The organism is Nonomuraea sp. NPDC059007, assembly GCF_042740555.1.
Lineage (GTDB): Bacteria > Actinomycetota > Actinomycetes > Streptosporangiales > Streptosporangiaceae > Nonomuraea.
Genome location: NZ_JBHYJD010000027.1, coordinates 46,578 through 65,441, shown reverse-complemented (window position 1 = coordinate 65,441; position 18,864 = coordinate 46,578). Strand labels below are relative to the sequence as shown.

At 72.3% G+C, this 18,864-nt stretch carries 14 protein-coding genes; 6 read left to right on the top strand and 8 right to left on the bottom strand.

Annotated elements, in window-relative coordinates:
• Window positions 1-422: 422 nt before the first annotated feature.
• Both ACFWY5_RS35755 and ACFWY5_RS35750 read right to left on the bottom strand, forming a co-directional pair.
• A complete protein-coding gene (locus tag ACFWY5_RS35755; protein ID WP_379637248.1) occupies window positions 423-3,668 on the bottom strand; it encodes an ATP-binding cassette domain-containing protein in 3,246 nt (1,081 codons plus the stop codon).
• Window positions 3,665-4,915 (bottom strand): ABC transporter substrate-binding protein, encoded by a 1,251-nt coding sequence (locus ACFWY5_RS35750; RefSeq protein ID WP_379637246.1) that lies wholly within the window; start codon window positions 4,913-4,915, stop codon window positions 3,665-3,667. Before ACFWY5_RS35750 ends, ACFWY5_RS35755 begins: the two co-directional genes overlap by 4 nt.
• A gap of 103 nt (window positions 4,916-5,018) precedes the next feature.
• Between ACFWY5_RS35750 and ACFWY5_RS35745 the strand changes: the two genes are divergently transcribed.
• Window positions 5,019-6,107: an alcohol dehydrogenase catalytic domain-containing protein gene (locus ACFWY5_RS35745; protein ID WP_379637244.1), complete on the top strand. Its 1,089-nt coding sequence runs from the start codon at window positions 5,019-5,021 to the stop codon at window positions 6,105-6,107.
• Here the strand turns inward: ACFWY5_RS35745 and ACFWY5_RS35740 are convergent.
• Together ACFWY5_RS35740 and ACFWY5_RS35735 are read right to left on the bottom strand one after the other, a co-directional pair.
• Window positions 6,104-7,465, bottom strand: a complete 1,362-nt coding sequence (locus ACFWY5_RS35740; protein WP_379637242.1) for an FAD-binding oxidoreductase — start codon at window positions 7,463-7,465, stop codon at window positions 6,104-6,106. The genes ACFWY5_RS35745 and ACFWY5_RS35740 overlap by 4 nt on opposite strands.
• A gap of 9 nt (window positions 7,466-7,474) precedes the next feature.
• The gene (locus tag ACFWY5_RS35735; protein ID WP_379620607.1) at window positions 7,475-8,230 is read right to left on the bottom strand and encodes an SDR family oxidoreductase; all 756 of its coding nucleotides are present in this window, start codon (window positions 8,228-8,230) and stop codon (window positions 7,475-7,477) included.
• Window positions 8,231-8,304: 74 nt separating this feature from the next.
• Here ACFWY5_RS35735 and ACFWY5_RS35730 point away from each other — a divergent pair, with 74 nt between their 5' ends.
• The 3 genes from ACFWY5_RS35730 to ACFWY5_RS35720 are packed head-to-tail and all read left to right on the top strand — an operon-like array spanning window position 8,305 to window position 11,158.
• On the top strand, window positions 8,305-9,402 hold the full coding sequence (locus ACFWY5_RS35730; RefSeq protein WP_379637240.1) for an acyl-CoA dehydrogenase family protein: 1,098 nt from the start codon (window positions 8,305-8,307) through the stop codon (window positions 9,400-9,402).
• Complete coding sequence (locus ACFWY5_RS35725) at window positions 9,399-10,334, top strand: acyl-CoA dehydrogenase family protein (protein ID WP_379637238.1); 936 nt, start codon at window positions 9,399-9,401, stop codon at window positions 10,332-10,334. Before ACFWY5_RS35730 ends, ACFWY5_RS35725 begins: the two co-directional genes overlap by 4 nt.
• Window positions 10,331-11,158, top strand: coding sequence for a TIGR03619 family F420-dependent LLM class oxidoreductase (locus ACFWY5_RS35720; RefSeq protein WP_379637236.1), 828 nt, complete (start codon window positions 10,331-10,333; stop codon window positions 11,156-11,158). The genes ACFWY5_RS35725 and ACFWY5_RS35720 overlap by 4 nt, the downstream gene beginning before the upstream one ends.
• On the opposite strand, the gene ACFWY5_RS35715 is transcribed toward ACFWY5_RS35720, so the two are convergent.
• Entirely contained in the window at window positions 11,148-12,791 is a 1,644-nt protein-coding gene (locus ACFWY5_RS35715; RefSeq protein WP_379637234.1) for a CHAP domain-containing protein, read from the bottom strand. The genes ACFWY5_RS35720 and ACFWY5_RS35715 overlap by 11 nt on opposite strands.
• Before the next feature lie 265 nt (window positions 12,792-13,056).
• Between ACFWY5_RS35715 and ACFWY5_RS35710 the strand changes: the two genes are divergently transcribed.
• Window positions 13,057-13,683 (top strand): PaaI family thioesterase, encoded by a 627-nt coding sequence (locus ACFWY5_RS35710; RefSeq protein WP_379637232.1) that lies wholly within the window; start codon window positions 13,057-13,059, stop codon window positions 13,681-13,683.
• Window positions 13,684-13,848: 165 nt separating this feature from the next.
• Entirely contained in the window at window positions 13,849-14,526 is a 678-nt protein-coding gene (locus ACFWY5_RS35705) for a GntR family transcriptional regulator (protein ID WP_379620619.1), read from the top strand.
• A gap of 7 nt (window positions 14,527-14,533) precedes the next feature.
• Here the strand turns inward: ACFWY5_RS35705 and ACFWY5_RS35700 are convergent, their stop codons facing one another.
• Genes ACFWY5_RS35700 through ACFWY5_RS35690 form a run of 3 tightly spaced genes read right to left on the bottom strand, consistent with a single transcriptional unit; the run spans window position 14,534 to window position 18,858 of the window.
• On the bottom strand, window positions 14,534-15,283 hold the full coding sequence (locus ACFWY5_RS35700; RefSeq protein ID WP_379637230.1) for a glucose 1-dehydrogenase: 750 nt from the start codon (window positions 15,281-15,283) through the stop codon (window positions 14,534-14,536).
• Window positions 15,270-17,336, bottom strand: a complete 2,067-nt coding sequence (locus tag ACFWY5_RS35695; RefSeq protein WP_379637228.1) for an acetate--CoA ligase family protein — start codon at window positions 17,334-17,336, stop codon at window positions 15,270-15,272. The genes ACFWY5_RS35700 and ACFWY5_RS35695 overlap by 14 nt, the downstream gene beginning before the upstream one ends.
• Complete coding sequence (locus ACFWY5_RS35690) at window positions 17,323-18,858, bottom strand: class I adenylate-forming enzyme family protein (RefSeq protein WP_379637226.1); 1,536 nt, start codon at window positions 18,856-18,858, stop codon at window positions 17,323-17,325. The genes ACFWY5_RS35695 and ACFWY5_RS35690 overlap by 14 nt, the downstream gene beginning before the upstream one ends.
• Between the last annotated feature and the right edge of the window lie 6 nt (window positions 18,859-18,864).

Sequence of the window (18,864 nt, the reverse complement as noted above, 5' to 3'; positions counted from 1 at the left end):
CCCAACCATGATCTGGCAGGTTCGCCCCGACAAGTGTGAGGGCTGCTGGGACGCTGCCCGGAAGGTTTGGGGCCGGGTGAGGTGCCGCGCGGGGCAGGCAGTGAGGCCGCCGGGGTGCTCTGTGGGCTGGTGGGGTGCTGGTCGGCAGGCTGTAGGTATCGGGACGGAGGCGCCGCACGGAGATGCCGGGACGGAGGTGCCGCACGGAGATGCCGGGACGGAGGTGCCGAAAGGAGGTGCCGGGAGGGGGTGTCGGGAGGGGTGCGGGCCAGAAGCGCCGCGAGGAGATGCGGGGCAGAGGTGCCGGGACGGAGGTGCTGAGACGAGGTGTCGGGAGGGGGTGTCGGACGGAGGTGCCGAGGCGAGGTGTCGGGAGGGGTGTCGGGACGGAGGCGGGTGGTTGGTGGTGGGGTGGTTGGGCATTAGGGGGCTCCCAGGTAGGTGGCGGTGAGGCGGGTTGGGTCTACCTCGGAGCGGGGGCCGGTCCAGGTGATGCGGCCCAGGCTCATGAACGCGACCCTGTCCGCCACCGCCAGTACCTCTGTCGCCTTCTCCTCGACCAGGAGCAGTGCCACGCCGCGTTCGCTGAGTTCGGCGAAGACCTCGAAGACCTGCTGCACGATCAGTGGCGCCAGGCCGAGCGAGGGTTCGTCGGCGATCAGTACCGCGGGGGGTTTGATGAGGGCGGGCGCGAGTGTGAGCAGTTGCTGTTCGCCGCCGGAGAGGGCTCCTGCGGCCAGGGTACGGCGGGCCGCGAGCTGCGGCATCCGGTCGTAAACCGCCTCCGGATCGGGGAGCCAGGTGCGCAGGTTCTCGTCAACGGTGAGGCCGGGGAAGACGCCGCGGCCCTCCGGCGCCAGCAGGATGCCCTCGCCGACCCGCCGGTGCGCGGGCCATCGGGTGACGTCTATGCCGTTGAGCAGTATCCGGCCCGCGCTGACGGGCAGGTCTCCGGCTGCCACGGCGCAGGCGGTGGACTTGCCGGCCCCGTTCGCGCCCAGCAGGGCGACGACCTCGCCCTCGTGCACCTCCAGGTCCACGCCGCGCAGCACGGTCGTGTCGGCATACCCGGCCACCACGTTGTCCAGCCGGAACAACGGCGTGGCGTCCAGTTCCCCGGCCCCACCCACCGGCCCACCCGCACTCCGCGGCCTCGGCACCGCCACAGCCCCGGCCGTAGCGGGTCCGGGCCTGGCAGTGGGTGCTTCCGCTCCGGCCGTGGTACGCGCCGACGCGGGTGAGGTGCCTGCGGCCGTCCCGCGCGTGCCTGTGCTGGGCGTCGCCGCTGCCGCTGCCGGTGCCGCCGGTGCGGGTGCCGGTGCTGGTGCTGGTGTGGGCGCGGTTGGGGTTGGTGCGGGCGCGGTGGGTTCGGAGGTGGAGTCGGGTGCGGTCACGGCGTGGGGGAGAGCCGAGGCAGGTGCAGTAGGGGTGGGCGTGAGAGTCGGGCCAAGGGTGGTTGGGCTGGTGCTGGAAGCCGGGGTGATCGGGGTGCGGGGGAGAGGTGGGGCAGGGGCGGGTGTGGTCGTGCCGGGTGCGGGCGCGGTGGGTTCGGACGTGCCGGGTGCGGGCGCGGTGGGTTCGGGCGCGGTGGGTTCGGACGTGGTGGGTGCGGGCGCGGTGGGTTCGGGCGCGGTGGGTTCGGACGTGGTGGGTTCGGGCTTGGTGGATGCGGGCGTGGTGGGTTCGGGCTTGGTGGGTTCGGGCTTGGTGGGTTCGGGCGTGGTGTCGGGTGGGGGCAGGGGGTGGGGGAGGGTTGAGGTGGGTGCGGTAAGGGTGGAGTGGCGTTGGCGGCGGTGGTGGTGGTGGCGTTGTTGGGCTAGTTGGGTGAGGACGCCGTCGGGGTGTTTTGCGAGGATTACGCCGCCTGCTCCGAACAGGATCGCGCCCACGTGCGCGGAGATGTGCCAGGCTGAGAGGATTTCGGGGAAGGCGGCGGCGATCAGGCCACCCAGTACGGCACCGCCGATCCGCCGGACGCCCTGGAGGACCACCACGGCCAGCCATACGAACCCGGCGAACGCCGGCAGGTCGGTGGCGGTGATGGAGCCCTTGGAGACGGCGAACAGCACTCCGCCCAGCCCGGCGATCCCCGAGGCCAAAGCGAAGAGCATGATCTTGGTTCGGGGGCCGGAGATGCCCGAGGTGGTGGCGGCGGCCGGGGCGGAGCGGACGGCGAGGATGGCGCGGCCGGAGGCGGAGCGTTCGAGGTTGCGCACCAGCAGGGCGACCAGGCCGATGAGGAGCAGGAGGACGACGACGCGTACGCGGGGATCGGAGGTGTCGGCGAAGCCGAAGCCCAGGGCGGGCAGTTGCCAGCCGATGGTGCCGTTGCTGAACGCGTCCACCTGGAAGAGCACCTGGTCGGCCAGCAGGGCCAGGGCGAGCGTGGCCAAGGTCAGGATGCGGCCGCCCAGGCGCAGGGCGGGCAGCGCCACCAGCATGCCCACGGCCGTCGCCGCCAGGACGCCGAGCACGATCGCCACCGCGAACGGCAGGCCGGAGGCGAACGCCCAGCCGCAGGTCAGCGCGGCCATCGAGGCGAAGGCGGCCTGGGCCAGGTTGACCATGCCACCGATCCCGGTCACCACGACGAAGGAGCAGAAGATCAGTGCCAGGACGAGCCCGTGGGCGGCGATGCCGACGTAGTACTCCTGGGCGGTGAAGGTGAAGACGATCAGTACGGCCAGCGAAACAGCCCACGGCAGCCGGCGCCGCCAGGCCGGGATGCCCGCGAGGTAGTCGGGCGGCGGCGCGTCCTCGGCCGCGCTGCCGGCGACGCGTTCGCGGGATCGGTTCAGCAGGATCAGGCCGGCGAACAGCAGCAGGACCGGCACCGCCGTACGCAGGCCGGTGATCTCCGACAGGAAGTCGGTGTATCCGGCGACCAGGTTCTGCACGACGCCCAGCCCGAGCCCGGCCGCGAACGTCCACGGGATCGAGCGCAGCCGCCCGAAGACCGCGGCGGTCGCCGAGGCGAACAGCAGCACGGTGTACGCGGTCGCGTCCAGCCCGATGATCGAGACGGCCAGGACCCCGGCCAGCCCGGCCAGGCCGGAGCCGAGCATCCAGGCCAGGCCGGAGGTGGCGTCGGCGTCGATGCCGCGCAGGGTGGCCAGGCGCCGCCGGTCGACGCTGGCGCGCATCCGCAGGCCGTACGGCGTGTGCCGCATGAACGCCCACAGCCCGAGCGCGGCGACGGCGGCGAAGGCGAACGTGATGAGCTGCCCGGAGTCGAGCGGCACGCCGAGCACGGTGAAGGAGGTGGCCGGGAAGGGGCCGAGGCCGCGGGGGAGGGAGGTGGCGTCGGCGCTGGGGAGTTCGAGGAGGTCGACGAGGAGCAGCCCGGCGGCGGGCAGCGCGATCGTCAGCCCGATCGTGCCGACAATCTGCGCGGTTTCCCCCGCCTGCGCCAAACCCCGAAACATCACCCGGTGCAGGAAATATCCGAGTAAGGGGGCGAAAAAGCCAACGGCCACCACCGCACACACCCACGTCGGCAGCCCCAACGCCACATTGAGCTCGTAGTACACCAGAGCGGTCAGAAAGCCGACCGCCCCGTGCGCGAAGTTGAAGACCCCGGTGGCCGCGTAGGACAGGGTCAGGCCCGAGCCCATCACCGCGAAGATCGCGCCCGTGACCAGCCCGCTGAGAATGTAGCCCAGGATCATTTGAGCGGCACGTTGTCGAAGCACTTCATGTTCTTGGCCACCTGGAACGCGCCGCTCTCAAGCTTGACCAGCGCGCCGCAGCCGTTCGGCTCGGCATGGTCCTTGGGGTACTGGACCCTGCCGAAGCCCGCGTTCTCGTAGTTGTAGGAGCCGTTGCCCACGTCGAGCACCTTCTGCCGGGTGAGGTCCTTGCCGGCTTTGCCGGCCATGTCGAGGAAGATGTCGGCCGACCAGTATCCGATGGCCAGGTGCTGGGTGAGCGGGGTGCCGGGGGCGACCTTCTCCACGTCCTGCCGCAACTGGGCGATCTCCGGCGCGGTCGACTCGAAGGGCTCGAACATGGGCGCGGCGATCACGCCCTCCATCGCCTGCGCGGTGGCCGGGTCCTTGAGGATGGCCACGTCGTAGCTGGTGGCGTCGCTGAGCGTGCCCTTGTAGCCGGCCTTCTTCAGCGCCGTGTAGAGCCCGACGTTGAACTTGGTCCCGGCGATGATCGAGACCACGATGTCGGGCGGCCGGCCACCGTCCGAGGTCATGATCTTGTTGACGTACGGCAGCCAGTCGGGTGGCGGCGCGGCGGCGGGCAGCGCCGAGTTGAGGCCGACGAGCGTGAACCCGGCCGCCTCGAAGGACTGTGAGATGGTCTTGCCGCCGTACTTGCTGCCGCTGGAGTCGGAGGTCTGCACGTAGACGCTCTTGCCGTCGGCGCCGCCGAGCAGGTCGGCCATCTGCCGTCCCCACCAGGTTTGGGAGCCCGCGCCCGTCTTGGGGGCCAGGCAGCCGCTGTAGCCGAAGCCGGTCTTGGTGCCGCACCACTGGGGGCCGGTGGCCCAGCCGTACCAGGGGACGCCCTGTTGTTCGAGGAAGGCGGCGCCGCCGAAGTTGGGCGCGTGCACCGGCAGCACGGCGAAGACCTGGTCCTTCTGGACGAGCTTCTTGGCCGCGGCGTCGCCCTTGGCCGCGTCCTGGCCGTCGTCCTCTGCGCCGACGAACTCGATCTTCCGGCCGTGGACCCCGCCCGCCGCGTTGGCGCGCTCGAAGCGCGCCTTCGCGCCGATCTCGGCGTCCTTGGTGGAGTAGCCGCTGGCGCTGGTCTTGGTCAGTACGCCGCCGATTCTGATCGTCGTGTCCGTCACTCCGGGTACGGCGCCGCCCGCCGCACCGGGGGCCTTCTGCTGGGCGGCGCACCCCGCGAGCGCCACCAGCACGGCCACCATGATCCCGAGTTCCCGCCGCAACATGGCCATCACCGCTCCATTTGGCCTAGCGCTCGCTTGGTTTCGGACAGCGTAAGCAGCGGTTTCCTGCACGTCAATGTTCAACCAAGCAATTGCTTGATACGGTCTGCGCATGCTGATGCGAGCGGCCGTCCTGACCGAGTACGGCAAGCCCATGGAGATCCGCGAGGTCGACGTCTCCGACCCCGGACCAGGCGAGGTACGCGTCCAGGTCAAGGCCTCCGGCGTCTGCGGCTCCGACCTCAAGGCCATCGACGGGAAGAGCCCGGTCGTCTCGCGCCTGCCGTTCATCCTCGGCCACGAGAGCGCCGGAATCGTCGAGAGCGTGGGCGCGGGCGTGAGCGCGGTGAAGCCCGGCGACCACGTGGTCGTCTCGATGAGCGGCCCCTGCGGCGGATGCCCGGCCTGCGGCGCCGGCCGCTTCCACCTGTGCTCGGGCCCGGACCGCCTCGCCACGATCATGGGCGGCCCGCCCCGCGTGCACCTGGACGGCGCGGAGACCCGCCGCTTCATCGGCATCGGCTCCTTCGCCGAGTACGCGGTCGTGCGCGAGCCCGCCTGCGTGAAGATCGCGAAAGGCGCCCCCTTCGACGCGATGTGCCTGCTCGCGTGCGGCGTCATCACCGGCGTCGGCGCCGTGCTCAACGTCGCCCGGGTACGGCACGGCGCCACCGTCCTGGTCGTCGGCTGCGGCGGCGTCGGCCTCAACGTCATCCAGGGCGCCGTCCTCGCCGGAGCCACCACGATCATCGCCGCCGACGTGGCCGAGCAGAAGCTCAAGCTGGCCGAGCGCTTCGGCGCCACCCACACCCTGATCCCCGCGGACCTGCCCGCGCAGGTCGCCGAGATCGTCCGGGGCGGTGTGGACTACGCCTTCGACGTCACCGGCGTCCCCGGCGTCCTGGCCTCGGCCTTCGCCGCCACCGCGCCCGGCGGGACCACCGTGATGGTCGGCAGCCCGCCCCAGGGACAGCCCGCGCAGATCGAGCCCGGCCTGCTGTTCGCCTCCCGCCGCCTCATGGGCACCCAGGGCGGCGACAGCGCGCCCCACCGCGACCTGCCCATGCTCGCCGCCCTCGCTCAGCAGGGCCGTCTCGACCTGGCCGGCCTGATCAGCGAACGGCTCCCGCTGGATCGGATCAACGAGGCCGTCGAGCACACCCGGCAGGGCGCCGTGGCCCGTACCGTGATCACCTTCTAGAGCACTTTGCCCGGGTTGAAGATGCCCGCCGGGTCGAGCGCCGCCTTGACGGAGCGGTGCAGCGCCAGCACCTCGGGACCGAGTTCGGCGTGCATGCCGCGCATCTTCAGCAGTCCTACGCCATGCTCGCCGGTGACCGTGCCGCCCAGCGCGATCGCGTCGTCGAGGATCGACTCGAACGCCTGCTGCGCGCGGGCCCGCGCGGCGTCGTCGCCGGCGGGCACCACGATCAGCGGGTGCAGGTTGCCGTCCCCGGCATGGGCGATGTTGGCGATGTGCACGTCGTTGGTCTTCGCGTGGCCCTCGATCCTGGCCAGCATCTCGGGCACCATGCCGCGGGGGACGCAGACGTCCTCGGTGAGCACCGGGCCGAGCCGTTCCAGCGCGGGGTAGGCGAGCCGGCGCGCGGAGAACAGCGCCTCGGCCTCCTCCGCGTCGGTGGAGCGGGTGCTCCAGCCCGCCCCGGCCGTGTCGAAGCAGCGTTGCAGCTCGGCGGCCTCACGCTCGTTCCCGCTGTCGATCCGGCCCAGCAGCAGGACGTCGCCGAGGTCGGCCAGTCCCATGTTCTTCCAGTCGTCCACCGCGCGCAGGCAGTAGCGGTCCACCAGTTCCAGCGCGGCGGGCGTGACGCCGCTCGCGGCCACGGCGGCGACGGCCCGGCCCGCGGTGACCAGCGAGTCGAACGCGCCCACGACGGTCGTGGGCGCGCCCGCGGGCAGGCGCAGCAGCCTGACGGTGATCTCGGTGATGACGCCGAGCGTGCCCTCGGAGCCCACGAACAACGCCGTCAGGTCGTAGCCGGCCACGCCCTTCCTGGTCCTGCGGCCGAGCCTGACCAGCTCGCCGGTCCCGGTGACGACCTGGAGGCCGAGCACGTAGTCGCGGGTCACGCCGTACTTGACGCAGCAGACGCCGCCCGCGTTGGTCGCGGCGTTGCCGCCGATCGTGGACCACGGGGAGCTGGCCGGGTCCGGCGGGTACCACAGGCCGTGCCCGGCCACCTCCGCGCGCAGCCGGTCGTTGACCACGCCGGGCTGTACGACCGCGATCTGCTCGGCGGAGTCGATCTCCAGGATGCGGTCCATGCCCTCCATGGCCAGGATCACGCAGCCGTCGACGGCGTTGGCGCCGCCGGACAGGCCGGTGCCGGCGCCTCGGGTCACCACCGGGACCCGGTGCTCGGCGCAGACGGCCACCACCGCGCGTACCTGCTCCGGGTCCTGGGGTCGCACGAGCGCGGCCGCGCGCCCCTGCGGCGCCCAGGCGGCCTGGTCGCGGGAGGAGGCGGCGATGACGTCGGGGTCGCGGACGATCCGGCCGGAAGGCAGGACGGCGGAAAGCGCATCGAAGAACGGCACGTCCGCACGTTACGTGAACAACTGCCCGGAGTTCACGTCGACCGTGGCGCCGGTGATGGCGCCGGCCTGGTCGGAGGCGAGGAAGATGACGGCCCGCGCCACGTCCTCCTCCGTCGCGATGCGGCGCAGGGCCATGGCCCGCAGGTCCCGCTCGCGGATCTCGTCGAAGGTCACACCCTCGGATTCGGCTCTGGTACGCATCCAGTCGTCCAGCACGTCACTGGCGATCCAGCCCGGCGCCACGCAGTTGACCCGCACCCCGGAGGGCCCGAGCTCGTCGGCCAGGCAGTGGGATAAGAGATGGGCGCCCGCCTTGCCCACGGCGAAGTCGGAACGGCCGGCGTAGCCCTTGCGCGAGGACATCGAGGTGACGTTGACGATCGAACCCGACCCCTGGGCCACCATGTGCGGAGCGATGTAGCGACAAGCCACTAAAGTCCCATAAGTCCCGATATCTACGGCTTCACGCCACGATCTAAGGTCATCTGGGGACATGTCGAGGACATTGCGGCGATGCGTGCCCGGGAAGGCCGCGTTCACCAGCACGTCGATGCGCCCGAACCGGGCCAGCGTCCTGGCCGCCAGCCCGCGCATGTCGGCGGGCACGGTGACGTCGGCGGCCACCGCGATCGCGCCGGGGACCGGCCGCCCGGTCCTGGCCGCCGCGACGACCTCGGCGCCCTCCTCCCTCATCAGCCCGGCGAGCGTGGCGCCCAGGCCGGGACCGGCGCCGGTGATGATCGCGATCTTGCCGTCGAGCAGCATGGCCGGATCGTAACAAGCGCTTGGCTCCCTGTCCTGCCTGGCCGGAAAACCAAGCGTGCGCTAGGTTGGGTGGCGTGGATCTCGACTTCACCCGGGCCGAGCAGGACTTCCGCACCGAGATACGCGGCTGGCTGGCCGATCACGTGCCCGCCGTGCTGCCGTCCATGGACACCCGCGACGGCTTCGCCGCCCACCGCGCGTGGGAGGCGGAGCTGGCCGCCGCACGGCTGTCGGTCGTCTCCTGGCCCATCGAGTACGGCGGGCGCGCCGCCTCACTGATCGAATGGCTGATCTTCGAGGAGGAGTACTGGGCCGCCGGCGCCCCGGGCCGCGTCACCCAGAACGGAATCTTCCTCCTCGCCCCCACCCTGATGCGCTTCGGCACGCCGGCGCAGCGCACCCGCTGGCTGCCCGGCATGGCCACCGCCGAACACGTCTGGGCCCAGGCCTGGTCGGAACCCGAGGCGGGCAGCGACCTGGCCGCCCTGACCTCCCGGGCCGAACGCGCCGACGGCGGCTGGCGCCTCTACGGCCACAAGACCTGGAGCTCCCGCGCCGCCTACGCCTCCCACGGCTTCGGCCTCTTCCGCACCTCCGGCGAACGCCACCGCGGCCTCACCTACTTCCTCTTCCCGCTCGACGAGGTCGAGGTCCGCCCCATCGCCCAGCTCGACGGCGAGCACGGCTTCGCCGAACTCCACTTCGACGGCGTGTTCGTGCCCGACGACATGGTCCTCGGCGAGCCCGGCGAGGGCTGGCGCATCGCCATGGCCACCACGTCCTCCGAACGCGGCCTCGCCCTGCGCAGCCCCGGCCGCTTCCTGGCCACCGCCGACCGCCTCCTGCGGCTGGCCGCGCCCGACCCCGTCCTCGCCGACCGGGCCGCACGCTGCTGGATCGACGCCGAGGCCTACCGCCTGCACACCTTCGCCACCGCCCGCCGCCTGTCCGGGGGCGCGGAGATCGGCTCGGCCACCAGCATGGGCAAGGTCTTCTGGTCGGAGCTCGACCTGCGCATGCATACGCTCGCCACGGAACTGCTCGGCGAGCGCGCCGCGGCCACCTCCTGGCACGACGGCTTCCTGTTCGCCCTGGCCGGGCCCATCTACGCCGGCACCAACGAGATCCAGCGCTCCATCATCGCCGAACGAGTCCTGGGGCTGCCCCGATGAACTTCGCCTTCACCGACGACCAGCTCGCCCTGGCCGCCACGGTCAGGGACGTCCTGCGCACCCACTGCCCGCCCCACGCCCTGCGCACTGAACGAGCGCCAGGCTGGGCCGAGCTGGCCGTCACCGGCTTCTTCACCGCGCTGGTGCCCGACGCGGCCGGCGGGCTCGGGCTGGAGCTCATCGACCTGGTCCCGGCGCTGGAGGAAACCGGGCGCGCGTGCCTGCCCGGCCCGGTGGTGGAGACCGCCGTGGCGGCGCCGTACCTGCTGGAGGGTCGTTCCGAGCTGACCAAGCTCGGCGCGCTCACGGTGAGCGCCGCCCGCGACGGACTCGCGCCCGACGCCGACCTCGCCGACCTCGTCGTGGCCGGCCCGCGCGTGGCCACCCGTGATCGGGTACGGCTGGCGCCGGCCCCGGGCGCCGACCCCTGCCGCAGGATGTTCGAGGTGAGCCTGACCGGCTCGGAGGAACTGCCCGGATCGTGGGCCGCCGCCCTGCCCAGGGCGACCGTCGCGACCGCCGCCCAGCTCATCGGCGTGGCCCGCCACCTGCTGGACACCTCGGTCGGCTACGCCCGCGCCCGCACCCAGTTCGGCGGCCCGATCGGCGCCTTCCAGGCGGTCAAGCACATGCTGGCCGACGTGGCGATCGCGATCGAGTTCGCGGCGCCGCTGGTGAGCCGGGCGGCGCTCACCCTGGAGCGGCCCAGCGCCGTCCGGGACGTCAGCGCGGCCAAGGCGGCGGCCGGTGAGGCCGCGGCGCTCGCCGCGCGCACCGCGTTGCAGGTCCACGGCGCCATCGGCTACACCTACGAGCTGGACCTGCGGTTCTGGCTCGCGCGGGCCTGGTCGCTGTCGGCCGCGTACGGCGGCGCGGCCGAGCACCGCGCGATCGTGCGCGCCGAACTGCCCGGGGCGGCGAGGTTCCCGTGAAGTACGGCGTGCCGCTCGGCCTCATCCACCCCGCCGCCTGGAAGGACGTGGCGGTGGCCGCCGACGAGCTCGGGTTCGAGTCGGTGTGGCTGCCCGAGCACCTCGTCTTCACCACCGACCTGTCCACGGCCACCTATCCGGGCGGCGCGAACCCCGGGATCAAGCCGGCGACGCCGTTGTTCGACGCGCCCGCCTACCTGTGCTTCCTGGCCGCCTGCACGCGGCACGTGCGGCTGGGTACGGCGGTGCACCTGTTCGCGCTGCGGCACCCCCTGGTCTCGGCGCGCGCCTTCGCCACGCTCGACGTGGTGTCGGGCGGGCGGGCCATCTGCGGGGTGGGCGCCGGGTGGTATCGGGGGGAGTGGGAGGCGGCAGGGGTGCCGTTCGCGGCGCGCGGGGCCCGGCTGGACGAGGCCCTCACGGTGGCGCGGCGGCTGTGGAGCGAACCGGTCGTGCGCCACTCCGGGCGCTTCTACGACCTTCCCGAGGTGGCCTTCGAGCCCAAGCCCGTGCAGGCGCGGCTGCCGGTGTTGTGCGGCGGCGAGTCCGCGGCGGCGCTGCGGCGGGCGCGCACGCTCGGGGACGGGTGGATCAGCATGCCGCACACCCTGGAGACGGTACGGCCCCAGCTCAAGGCGCTCCGGCCGCCCGCTGACCGGGACTTCTCCGTCACCGTGCACGCCTACGGGCTGGCCTCGCCCGAGGAGGTGCCCGCCTGGGCCGCCCTGGGTGTGGACCGGCTGATCGTGCGGCCGTGGTCGCGTACGCGCGACGCCGTGAGCGGGCTGACGGCCTTCGCCGCCGCCTACGGCGTCACACGCTGACGCGGCGGGATGCTTCCGTGCGGCGGTGACGGCGGCCGCGGAGCGGGGCCTCCTGGGTGAACGCCTCCGGGGTGTCCAGGATGTCGCCCACGAACGTCGCGTGGGCGGAGGCGCGGTGACGTCGTCCGCGGGCCGGGGCGTACTGGGCGTTCTGGGCGAAGGCCGTGTCGAGCTCGGTGGGGAGCTCGGGGCGACGGCGTCTGCCGTGGTAGGAGCCCGTCTTCTTCGGCGCGGACGTGCGCGGGGTGAACGGGTCGAACGGCTCGACGGCGCGGGCGGTGGCGGCGTCGAGGTTCTCCAGGGCCTTGGCGGTGAGCCGGTCGAGGTCGAGGTCGGCGGCGGGCTCGTCGAAGATGCGGGGGAGGGCGCCGGTGTCCTCGGAGAACACGTAATGCGACGTGTCCACGGCGGGCTGGTTCGTGTCCACGGTCGGCGGCTGTGTGTCCAGGGCGTTGGCCGTGGCCGCCATCTGGGCGCTGATCGTGTCGATCGGCCGGTCCAGCACCGCACCGGTCCGCAGGGGGAGTTCCAGCTTGGCCGGGGCGGTCTCCAGGCCGGCGAACGTCAGGTCCAGCGGCTTTTCGGCGAGCGGGGTCGCTTCGGTCGCCAGGGTGACCTCGGTGGTGGCCTGCAGGGCGATCTGGCCGCGGCGGGGACGGCGGCGCCTGCCGCGCTTGGGGGCGGGCTTGGCCGGGGTGGCGGCGGCGGGCCGTACACGGAGCTGGCGGGTTTTGGCGACGGCGAGCACCGCGAGGGCGGCGATCAGGGCCGAGCCGATGAACGCGGGCGTGCCCAGGGCGGTGGTCGTGTCGGCGGGCTTGGTGTCCACGATCACGGGCAGCGGCGCGGTGGTGGCGGCGTTCGTGTCGGCGGTGGCGGGCTTGGCGTGCTTGCCCTTCTTGACGGCCTTGCCGGCTTCCGGGGCCGTGCTGGCTACGCCGGGTTTGGCGGCCTCGGGCCGCTCCTCAGTGGGCCGGTTCGCACCGGATTTGGGCGCTGCGGGGCTTTCTGCGGTCTTCTGGGGTGAAGGGGCGGACAGGGGGCTGTGCGCCTGTTCTGGGGCCGTCTGGGGGATCAGCGCGGTCAGCCCCTGGTCCGGCAGACCGTCGCCGTCGGCCGGGTGGCCGGTCGAGGCCTTGACCTCCTGCTCGTCCCGCTTGCGCGCGGCCTCCTTGTCGAGGCGGGCCTTGATCTTCTCCGGATAGCCGTAGCCGACGACCTTGCTGGTGTCGCGCTCCTTGCGCTTGGCGACACCGCCGTCGATGTTGCCCTCGATCGTGTGGATGGTGTTGCCCTCGACCCGGGTCACGATGCCCACGTGGTCGATGCCGTCGACGTCGTTGCCGCCGCGCCAGTCGTAGAAGACGAACGCGCCCGGTTTGGGCGTCTTACCCCAGGCGTCCTGCTCCTGGAACCACTCGGCGTGCGCCACGGTCCAGGCGAACTGCCCTACCCAGTCCTCGTAGCCCAGCTTGGCCGCCGCCCAGGAGAGGTACATGTCACACCAAGGTGCCGAGCTGTAGTCGGCGTCGAACTCGATGTTCTTGCCGTACCAGTCGCCGAACTTGGTGTACGCATCGGCCTTCTCGGAGTACCCGAGTTCCTTCTCCAGCAGGTCGATGAACTTCTTCATCTCTGGGGTCATGTACGTGCTGCGGACCTTCCGGGCAGCCCGGGTACGAGGGAGCAACCCGGGACGCTAGTGACGACAGTGGGGGGCTGTTGTCTTCCGTGAGGAGTGAGGCTACCTCGCCAAAAGGCCAGGTCAAGCATGAGCCAAGAAACCGCCAAGTGCAGCGCGGTATCAAAACCGCAGGTCAAGAGCCTGCCAGAAATTTCACGAAATCGCCGGGAAAGGGGGAAAAATCTCCCGAACATAGTTCGGTATGCTGCTGGTCATGACGATCGAGGCGGCCACCGTCGAACCCCGGCTCCAGGCGCTCTGCGAGCTGTCCGCGCAGGTCCGCGACCTCATGGACGCCACCGCTCTCACCGACGTCCAGGAACCCGAACTCGCCGCCGTCACCGCGATGCTCGCCGAGGCCACCGCCCGCCTGCGCGCCGCCACCCGCGACACGCCGCAGCCGTTCGAGATCGGGCCCGACGGCGGCCTGCGCCACCTGGGCAACGCCGTCACCGGCGGGGCCAACCCGCACGCCCTGCCCCTGGTCGTCGAACACGACGGCACCGCCGTACACGCGCGGCTGTCCTTCCGGCCCATGCACGAGGGCCCGCCCGGATCCGTGCACGGCGGGATCAGCGCGATGATCCTCGACCACCTGCTCGGCCAGGCAGCCGCCGCGGCGGGCGCGGCCGGGATGACGGCCTCCCTGACCGTCCGCTACCTCAAGCCGGTCCCGTACGGCGCGCCCCTGCTGGCCAGGGCGGAACACGTCCGAGCCGAGGGCCGCAAGTCCTGGTCGGAAGGCCGGATCACCACCCCGGACGGCACCCCGCTGGTCGAGGCCACCGGCCTCTTCATCACCCCCACAGCCTGGACCACCCGCCCAACCCCCCACCCCTGACCCCCACCCTCCAGGCCCCCGGCATGCCGACCCCCTGGGCTGTCACCCCTCGGTAGGCCCGCCGGGTTTGTCGCCCTGCGGAGGGCTTGGGGTGTTGGCGGTCGGGGTCAGGGTGCTGGTCTTTGCGGCGTTGGTGGGGCGGGGGGAGACCGTAGGGTTGAGGGCATGTCCACGGCCCGGGAGACCGTCTACGCCACGCTCAAGGAGCGCATCATCGAGGGTGACCTGCACCCCGGGCAGCGCCTCATCGAGCGGGACCTGGCCGCCGAACTGGAGGTTTCCAGGGTGCCGGTGCGGGAGGCGCTCGGGCGGCTGGAGGCGGAGCGGCTGGTGGTGCTGGTGCCGCGGCAGGGGGTGCTGGTCAGCCCGTTCACCCCACAGGACGTGGCGGACTTCTTCGACGTGCGGGAGAGCCTGGAGGTGCTGGCGGCGCGGCTCGCGGCTCAGCGGGCCGACGGGAACGGGCTGGCGGCGCTGCGGGCCGTACTGGATCAGGCGGATGAGGCCACCCGGCGCGGGGACGCGCGGGCGATCGCGCTGGCCAACGCCGCGTTCCACACCGCGGTGGTGGCGCTGTCGGGCAACGCGCTCCTGGCCGACATGATGCGCCCGCTGGAGGCCCGGCTGCGGTGGTTGTTCCGGCTCACGCACTATGACCCGGAACAGCAGTGCGCCGAGCATCACGAGCTTTACCAGGCCATCGCGGCCCATGATCCCGACAACGCCGCCGACCAGGTGTTGCGGCACATCCACGCGGGCCGCGCCCGTTCGGTCGAGCTGGCCGCCACCTGGACCGCGGTCGATCCGGTGGCCGCCACCCGGACGCGGCGCCGCCGTACCTGACCGCGATTCAGTAGCCCGCGCCGGTGGTGAGCCCGCCGTCGACGGTGAACTCGCTGCCCGTGCAGTACGACGCCTTGTCCGAGGCCAGGAAAGCCACCAGGTGCGACACTTCCACGGGCTTGGCGAAACGCTTGATGACCATGGATTTCACGAAGGAATCGGCGTCCACCTCGTTCATCATGTCCGGGTCCAGCGTCATGGGCGTGTTGATCGCTCCCGGATGGACGGAGTTGACGCGAATCTTGTACGGCGCGAGCTCCCTGGCCGCCGATTTCGTGACTCCGCGGATGGCGAATTTCGAGGCCGCGTAGGCGGAAAGCCCGGCCGCCCCGATAAAGCCCTCGATCGAGGAGATGTTGACGATCGCCCCCCGCCCCGCGACTCTCATCGGCTCGATGACGGTCTTGATTCCCAGCCAGGTTCCTTTGAGATTGACGTCGACCACCCGGTCGAACTCCTCCGGCGCCATGTCCGCGATCCGCCGGAACTTGAGAATCCCCGCATTGTTGACCAGCACGTCCAGCTTCCCGTAGGCCTCCACGGCGGCGTCGGCGGCGCGCGACCATTCCTCCGGCCGGGTCACGTCGTGCCGGACGTAAACCGCCCCGGTCTCCTCCGCGAGCGCCTTTCCCTCGTCGTCGAGCACGTCCCCGAACACCACCCGCGCGCCCTCTTCGAGAAACAGGCGCACATGAGAGGCGCCCATTCCCCGGGCGCCGCCGGTGATCAGCGCCACTTTCCCGTCAAGCAGTCCCATGACGCCCTCCAGCCGCGACGGCCACGGCCGCCGCCTCCATCGACCGATAAACCGGAATCCCCGACACGGCGACGATCCGCCTGACCTCTTCTTCGACCCCGCCGGGCGCGCATTCCGCATTCCGCACCACCAAAGTCACCCGCGCCCGCACGTCCTCCTGCGCTGCCGCCAAAGCCCGCGCGTAATCCAGCAAGGGCTCCGCCCGCGTGCCGTAGGTGAAAAAGCTCTGCGCGTTCACGTGCGCGACCACGTCCGGGTACGGCTGCCGCCGCACGATCGCCCCCACCACCTCGCGCACCAGCTCGGCCCGCCCGCGCGGCCCCACCGGAATCTCCAGCGGATTGGCCAGCGAACTGCCGACCCCGACCCCGAGCCCGCGCAGTTCGCCCGTGGCGTCCTCGCCCAGCGGATCCAGCCGCAGCCCCGCCCGGTCCAGCACGTCCGCCGCCAGCACGCTCGCCCCGCCGCTTGGCCCCACCACCAGCACCCCGCCCGGCTCACCGAACGGCAGGCGGCGCGCGTGCGACTGGAAGTAGGACAGCACGCCGATCAGGTCGTCCTGGCTGGCGACGAGCGTGGTGCCGGTCTGGTCGGCGAGGGCCTGCCAGATGCGCCCGTCGCCGACCAGCCCGCCGGTGTGGGAGGCGGCGGCCCGCCGTCCCTGGGCACTGCGCCCGCCCACCAGCATGACCAGGGGCTTCCGGCAACCGGCCACCGCCTCGAAGAGGGCCCGCCCGTCACGAGGGTCCTCCAGGTACAGGCCCACGGCCGTGGTCTCCGGATCGGCCGACAGCCAGCGAAGAAGCTCGGCGGGGGTCACGTCGGCCGCGTTGCCCACCGTGGCCACGCGGCTGAACCGCAGTCCCCGCCGCTCGCCGACCTTGATCACCTCTCCGGCCAGCCCGCCGCTCTGCGAGACCAGCGCGATGCCGCCGGGTTCGCCCAGCCCGCCGCCCACGAACGTCTGGCGGCCCCGGGGACTGTAGACCCCCATGCAGTTGGGGCCGAGCAGCCGCGTTCCCGCCGCGCGGACCGCCGACACCAGCTCCGCCTCCAGGTCGTGCTCGCCGCTCTCGCCGAAGCCGCCGCTCATCACCTGCACGTACGGCACGCGCCCCGCCTGCCGTACCACGTCGGGGCATCGTGCGGCGGGCACGGCCACGAGGGCGTAGTCGACGTCGGCGGCGTCCAGCGACGGTACGGCGGGCACCCCGGCGATCTCCTCGGCCGTCGGGTGGACGGCCACGACGGGTGTCCCGGCGGCCTTGTAGAACTCCAGGAACATGTTCCCGAAGTTCGGCCGGGTGGTGGAGGCGCCGACCACGGCGACCGCTCTGGGCTCGAACAGCGGGAGAAGGTCGGGTACGGGGCGGCTTCGGGCGGCCTCGTGACGGCCGGGGATGTAGCGGGCGTCCACGGCGACGGCGCCGCCGGCTGTGGCGATGACCGGGTTGAGCTCGAACTCGCCCAGGTTCAGTCGTTCCCAGAGGCCGCCTGCTCCGCCCAGCGCCAGCAGGATCTTGACCACCGCGTCCACGTCCACCGGGTCCGTGCCGCGGTAGCCGTACAGGAGGGGCGATCCGCGCAGGGAGGCCAGCATGCGGCGCGCGTCGGTCTCCGTGATCGGGCACAGGCGCAGGGTGGTGTCGCGGAGTGCCTCGGTGAAGACGCCGCCCAGGCCGGTCAGCAGGACCGGGCCGAACCCGGGATCGTGGACGAGGCCGGCGATCAGCTCGATGCCGGGCGCGGCCTGTTCCTCGACGAGGTAGGCGTCGAGGCCGGCCCGCGCGGCCATGGCGGTCGCCTCGGCGGGCAGGTCGGCGTGGGTGAGGCCGAGGCGGACCGCGCCGACGTCGGACTTGTGGAGCGGACCGACGCCCTTCAGGACCAGGGGCGCCGTCAGGCCGGCGGCGGCGGAGAAGTCGCCGTCGCGCACCACGACGCCCCGCGGCACCGCGATCCCGGCCGCCGCCAGCAGAGCCTTGGCCTCAGGCTCGGTAAAAGCGGGCTCAGTAAACGCGGGCTCGGGGGGTGTGGGGTCAGGCTGGGTCACCGTGCTCCGCCACGTGTCCGTAGGTCTCGCGGATCTCGCGGCGCAGCAGCTTGCCGGGCCCGCCGGAGGCGTCCTGGAAGTGCGGCAGCGCGTCGGCGACCACGATCGTGTCCGGCCGCTGGTGCGGCGCGAGCGTGTCGGCCAGGGCGAGCGCGATCTTCGCCGGCTCCAGCGAATGCCCGGCCCGTGGCACGACCGCCAGCAGGACGCGCTGCTCGGAGGCCCCTTCCGGAACGCCGACCGCCCCGGCCTCCGCCACCCCGTCGAGCGCGGCGGCCGCCTCCTCGACCGTGGATGGCTGGGTCCACTGGCCCGATTTCAGGATCGCGTCCTCGCGCCGCCCGAGCACCCGCAGCACGCCCTCGGGGGAGAGGGAGCCGAGGTCGCCGCCCACGTACCAGTCGCCGCGCAGCACGTCGGCCGTCTGACCGGGCTCGCCGTCGTAGCCCGCCATGCGGTGCGGTCCGGCCAGGTTGATCTCGCCGGTCCGCCCGACGAGCCGCTCGCCGGAGGGCCCGGTGATCCGTACGGCGTTGCCGGTGCGGGCCCGGCCGGAGGCGCCGAGCGGGGTGGAGCCGTCGTCGACGCGGCCCATGCAGGTGTACGGGGCCTCGGTCTGGCCGTAGTAGGAGTAGACCCCGGCCTCCGGAAGGCGTTCCTTGATCTTCTGGAGCATGGGCGCGGTCAGCGGCTCGCCGCCCAGCATGATCACGCGCAGGGAGGTCAGGTCGACCCCGGTGTGGTCGTCGCCGCCGAGCAGTGCCGCGTAGAAGGAGGGGATCTGGGAGACGTGGGTGACCTTCTCGCGGGGCACGACCTCGAGGAAGTTGGCCGGGCCCCAGTCCTGTTCGAGGACGAGGCGCATCCCGGCGTACAGGGCCGGGCCGACGATCGCGGGGAAGCCGATGCCCCAGATGATCGCGCCGGTGCCGAAGACGGAGTCGTCGGCGCGCGGGACGTCGAGCCAGATCTGGGCGGTGGCCAGCGACGAGGCGTGCGTGTGGACGACCGCCTTGGGCAGGCCGGTGGTGCCCGAGGTGTAGTAGAGCGCGAGCGGGTCGTCGTGGTGGCCGCCGAGCGGGGGCTCGCTCTCGTCCTCGTGCTGAAGGTCGGCCGCGCTGATCCAGGTGGTGACGGCGGGCAGGTCGGGGCGGATCCGCTCGACGACCTCCTCGACGGTGGAGTCGTAGACGAAGGCGGTGCAGCCGGAGCGCTCCACGACGGCCCGGAGGGTCTCGACGGGCCAGTAGGGGTTGAGCGCCGCGGTGATCGCGCCGATCTTGGCCTGGGCGAGGTAGACCTCGGCCACCTGGAGCGTCTCGTTGAGCAGCGCCGCGACCCGCCGGCCCGGCCCGATGCCGGCGGCGAGCAGGGCGTGGGCGCGGCGGTTGACGATCCGGTTGAGCTGGTCGTAGGTGAAGCTCTGCTCGCCGCAGTAGGTGAGCGCGACCCGGTCGGGGGTGCGCAGCGCGCCGGCGGTCAGGATCGCGTGGCCGTAGTTTCCGTAGGGTGATCGCGCCATGGGGGG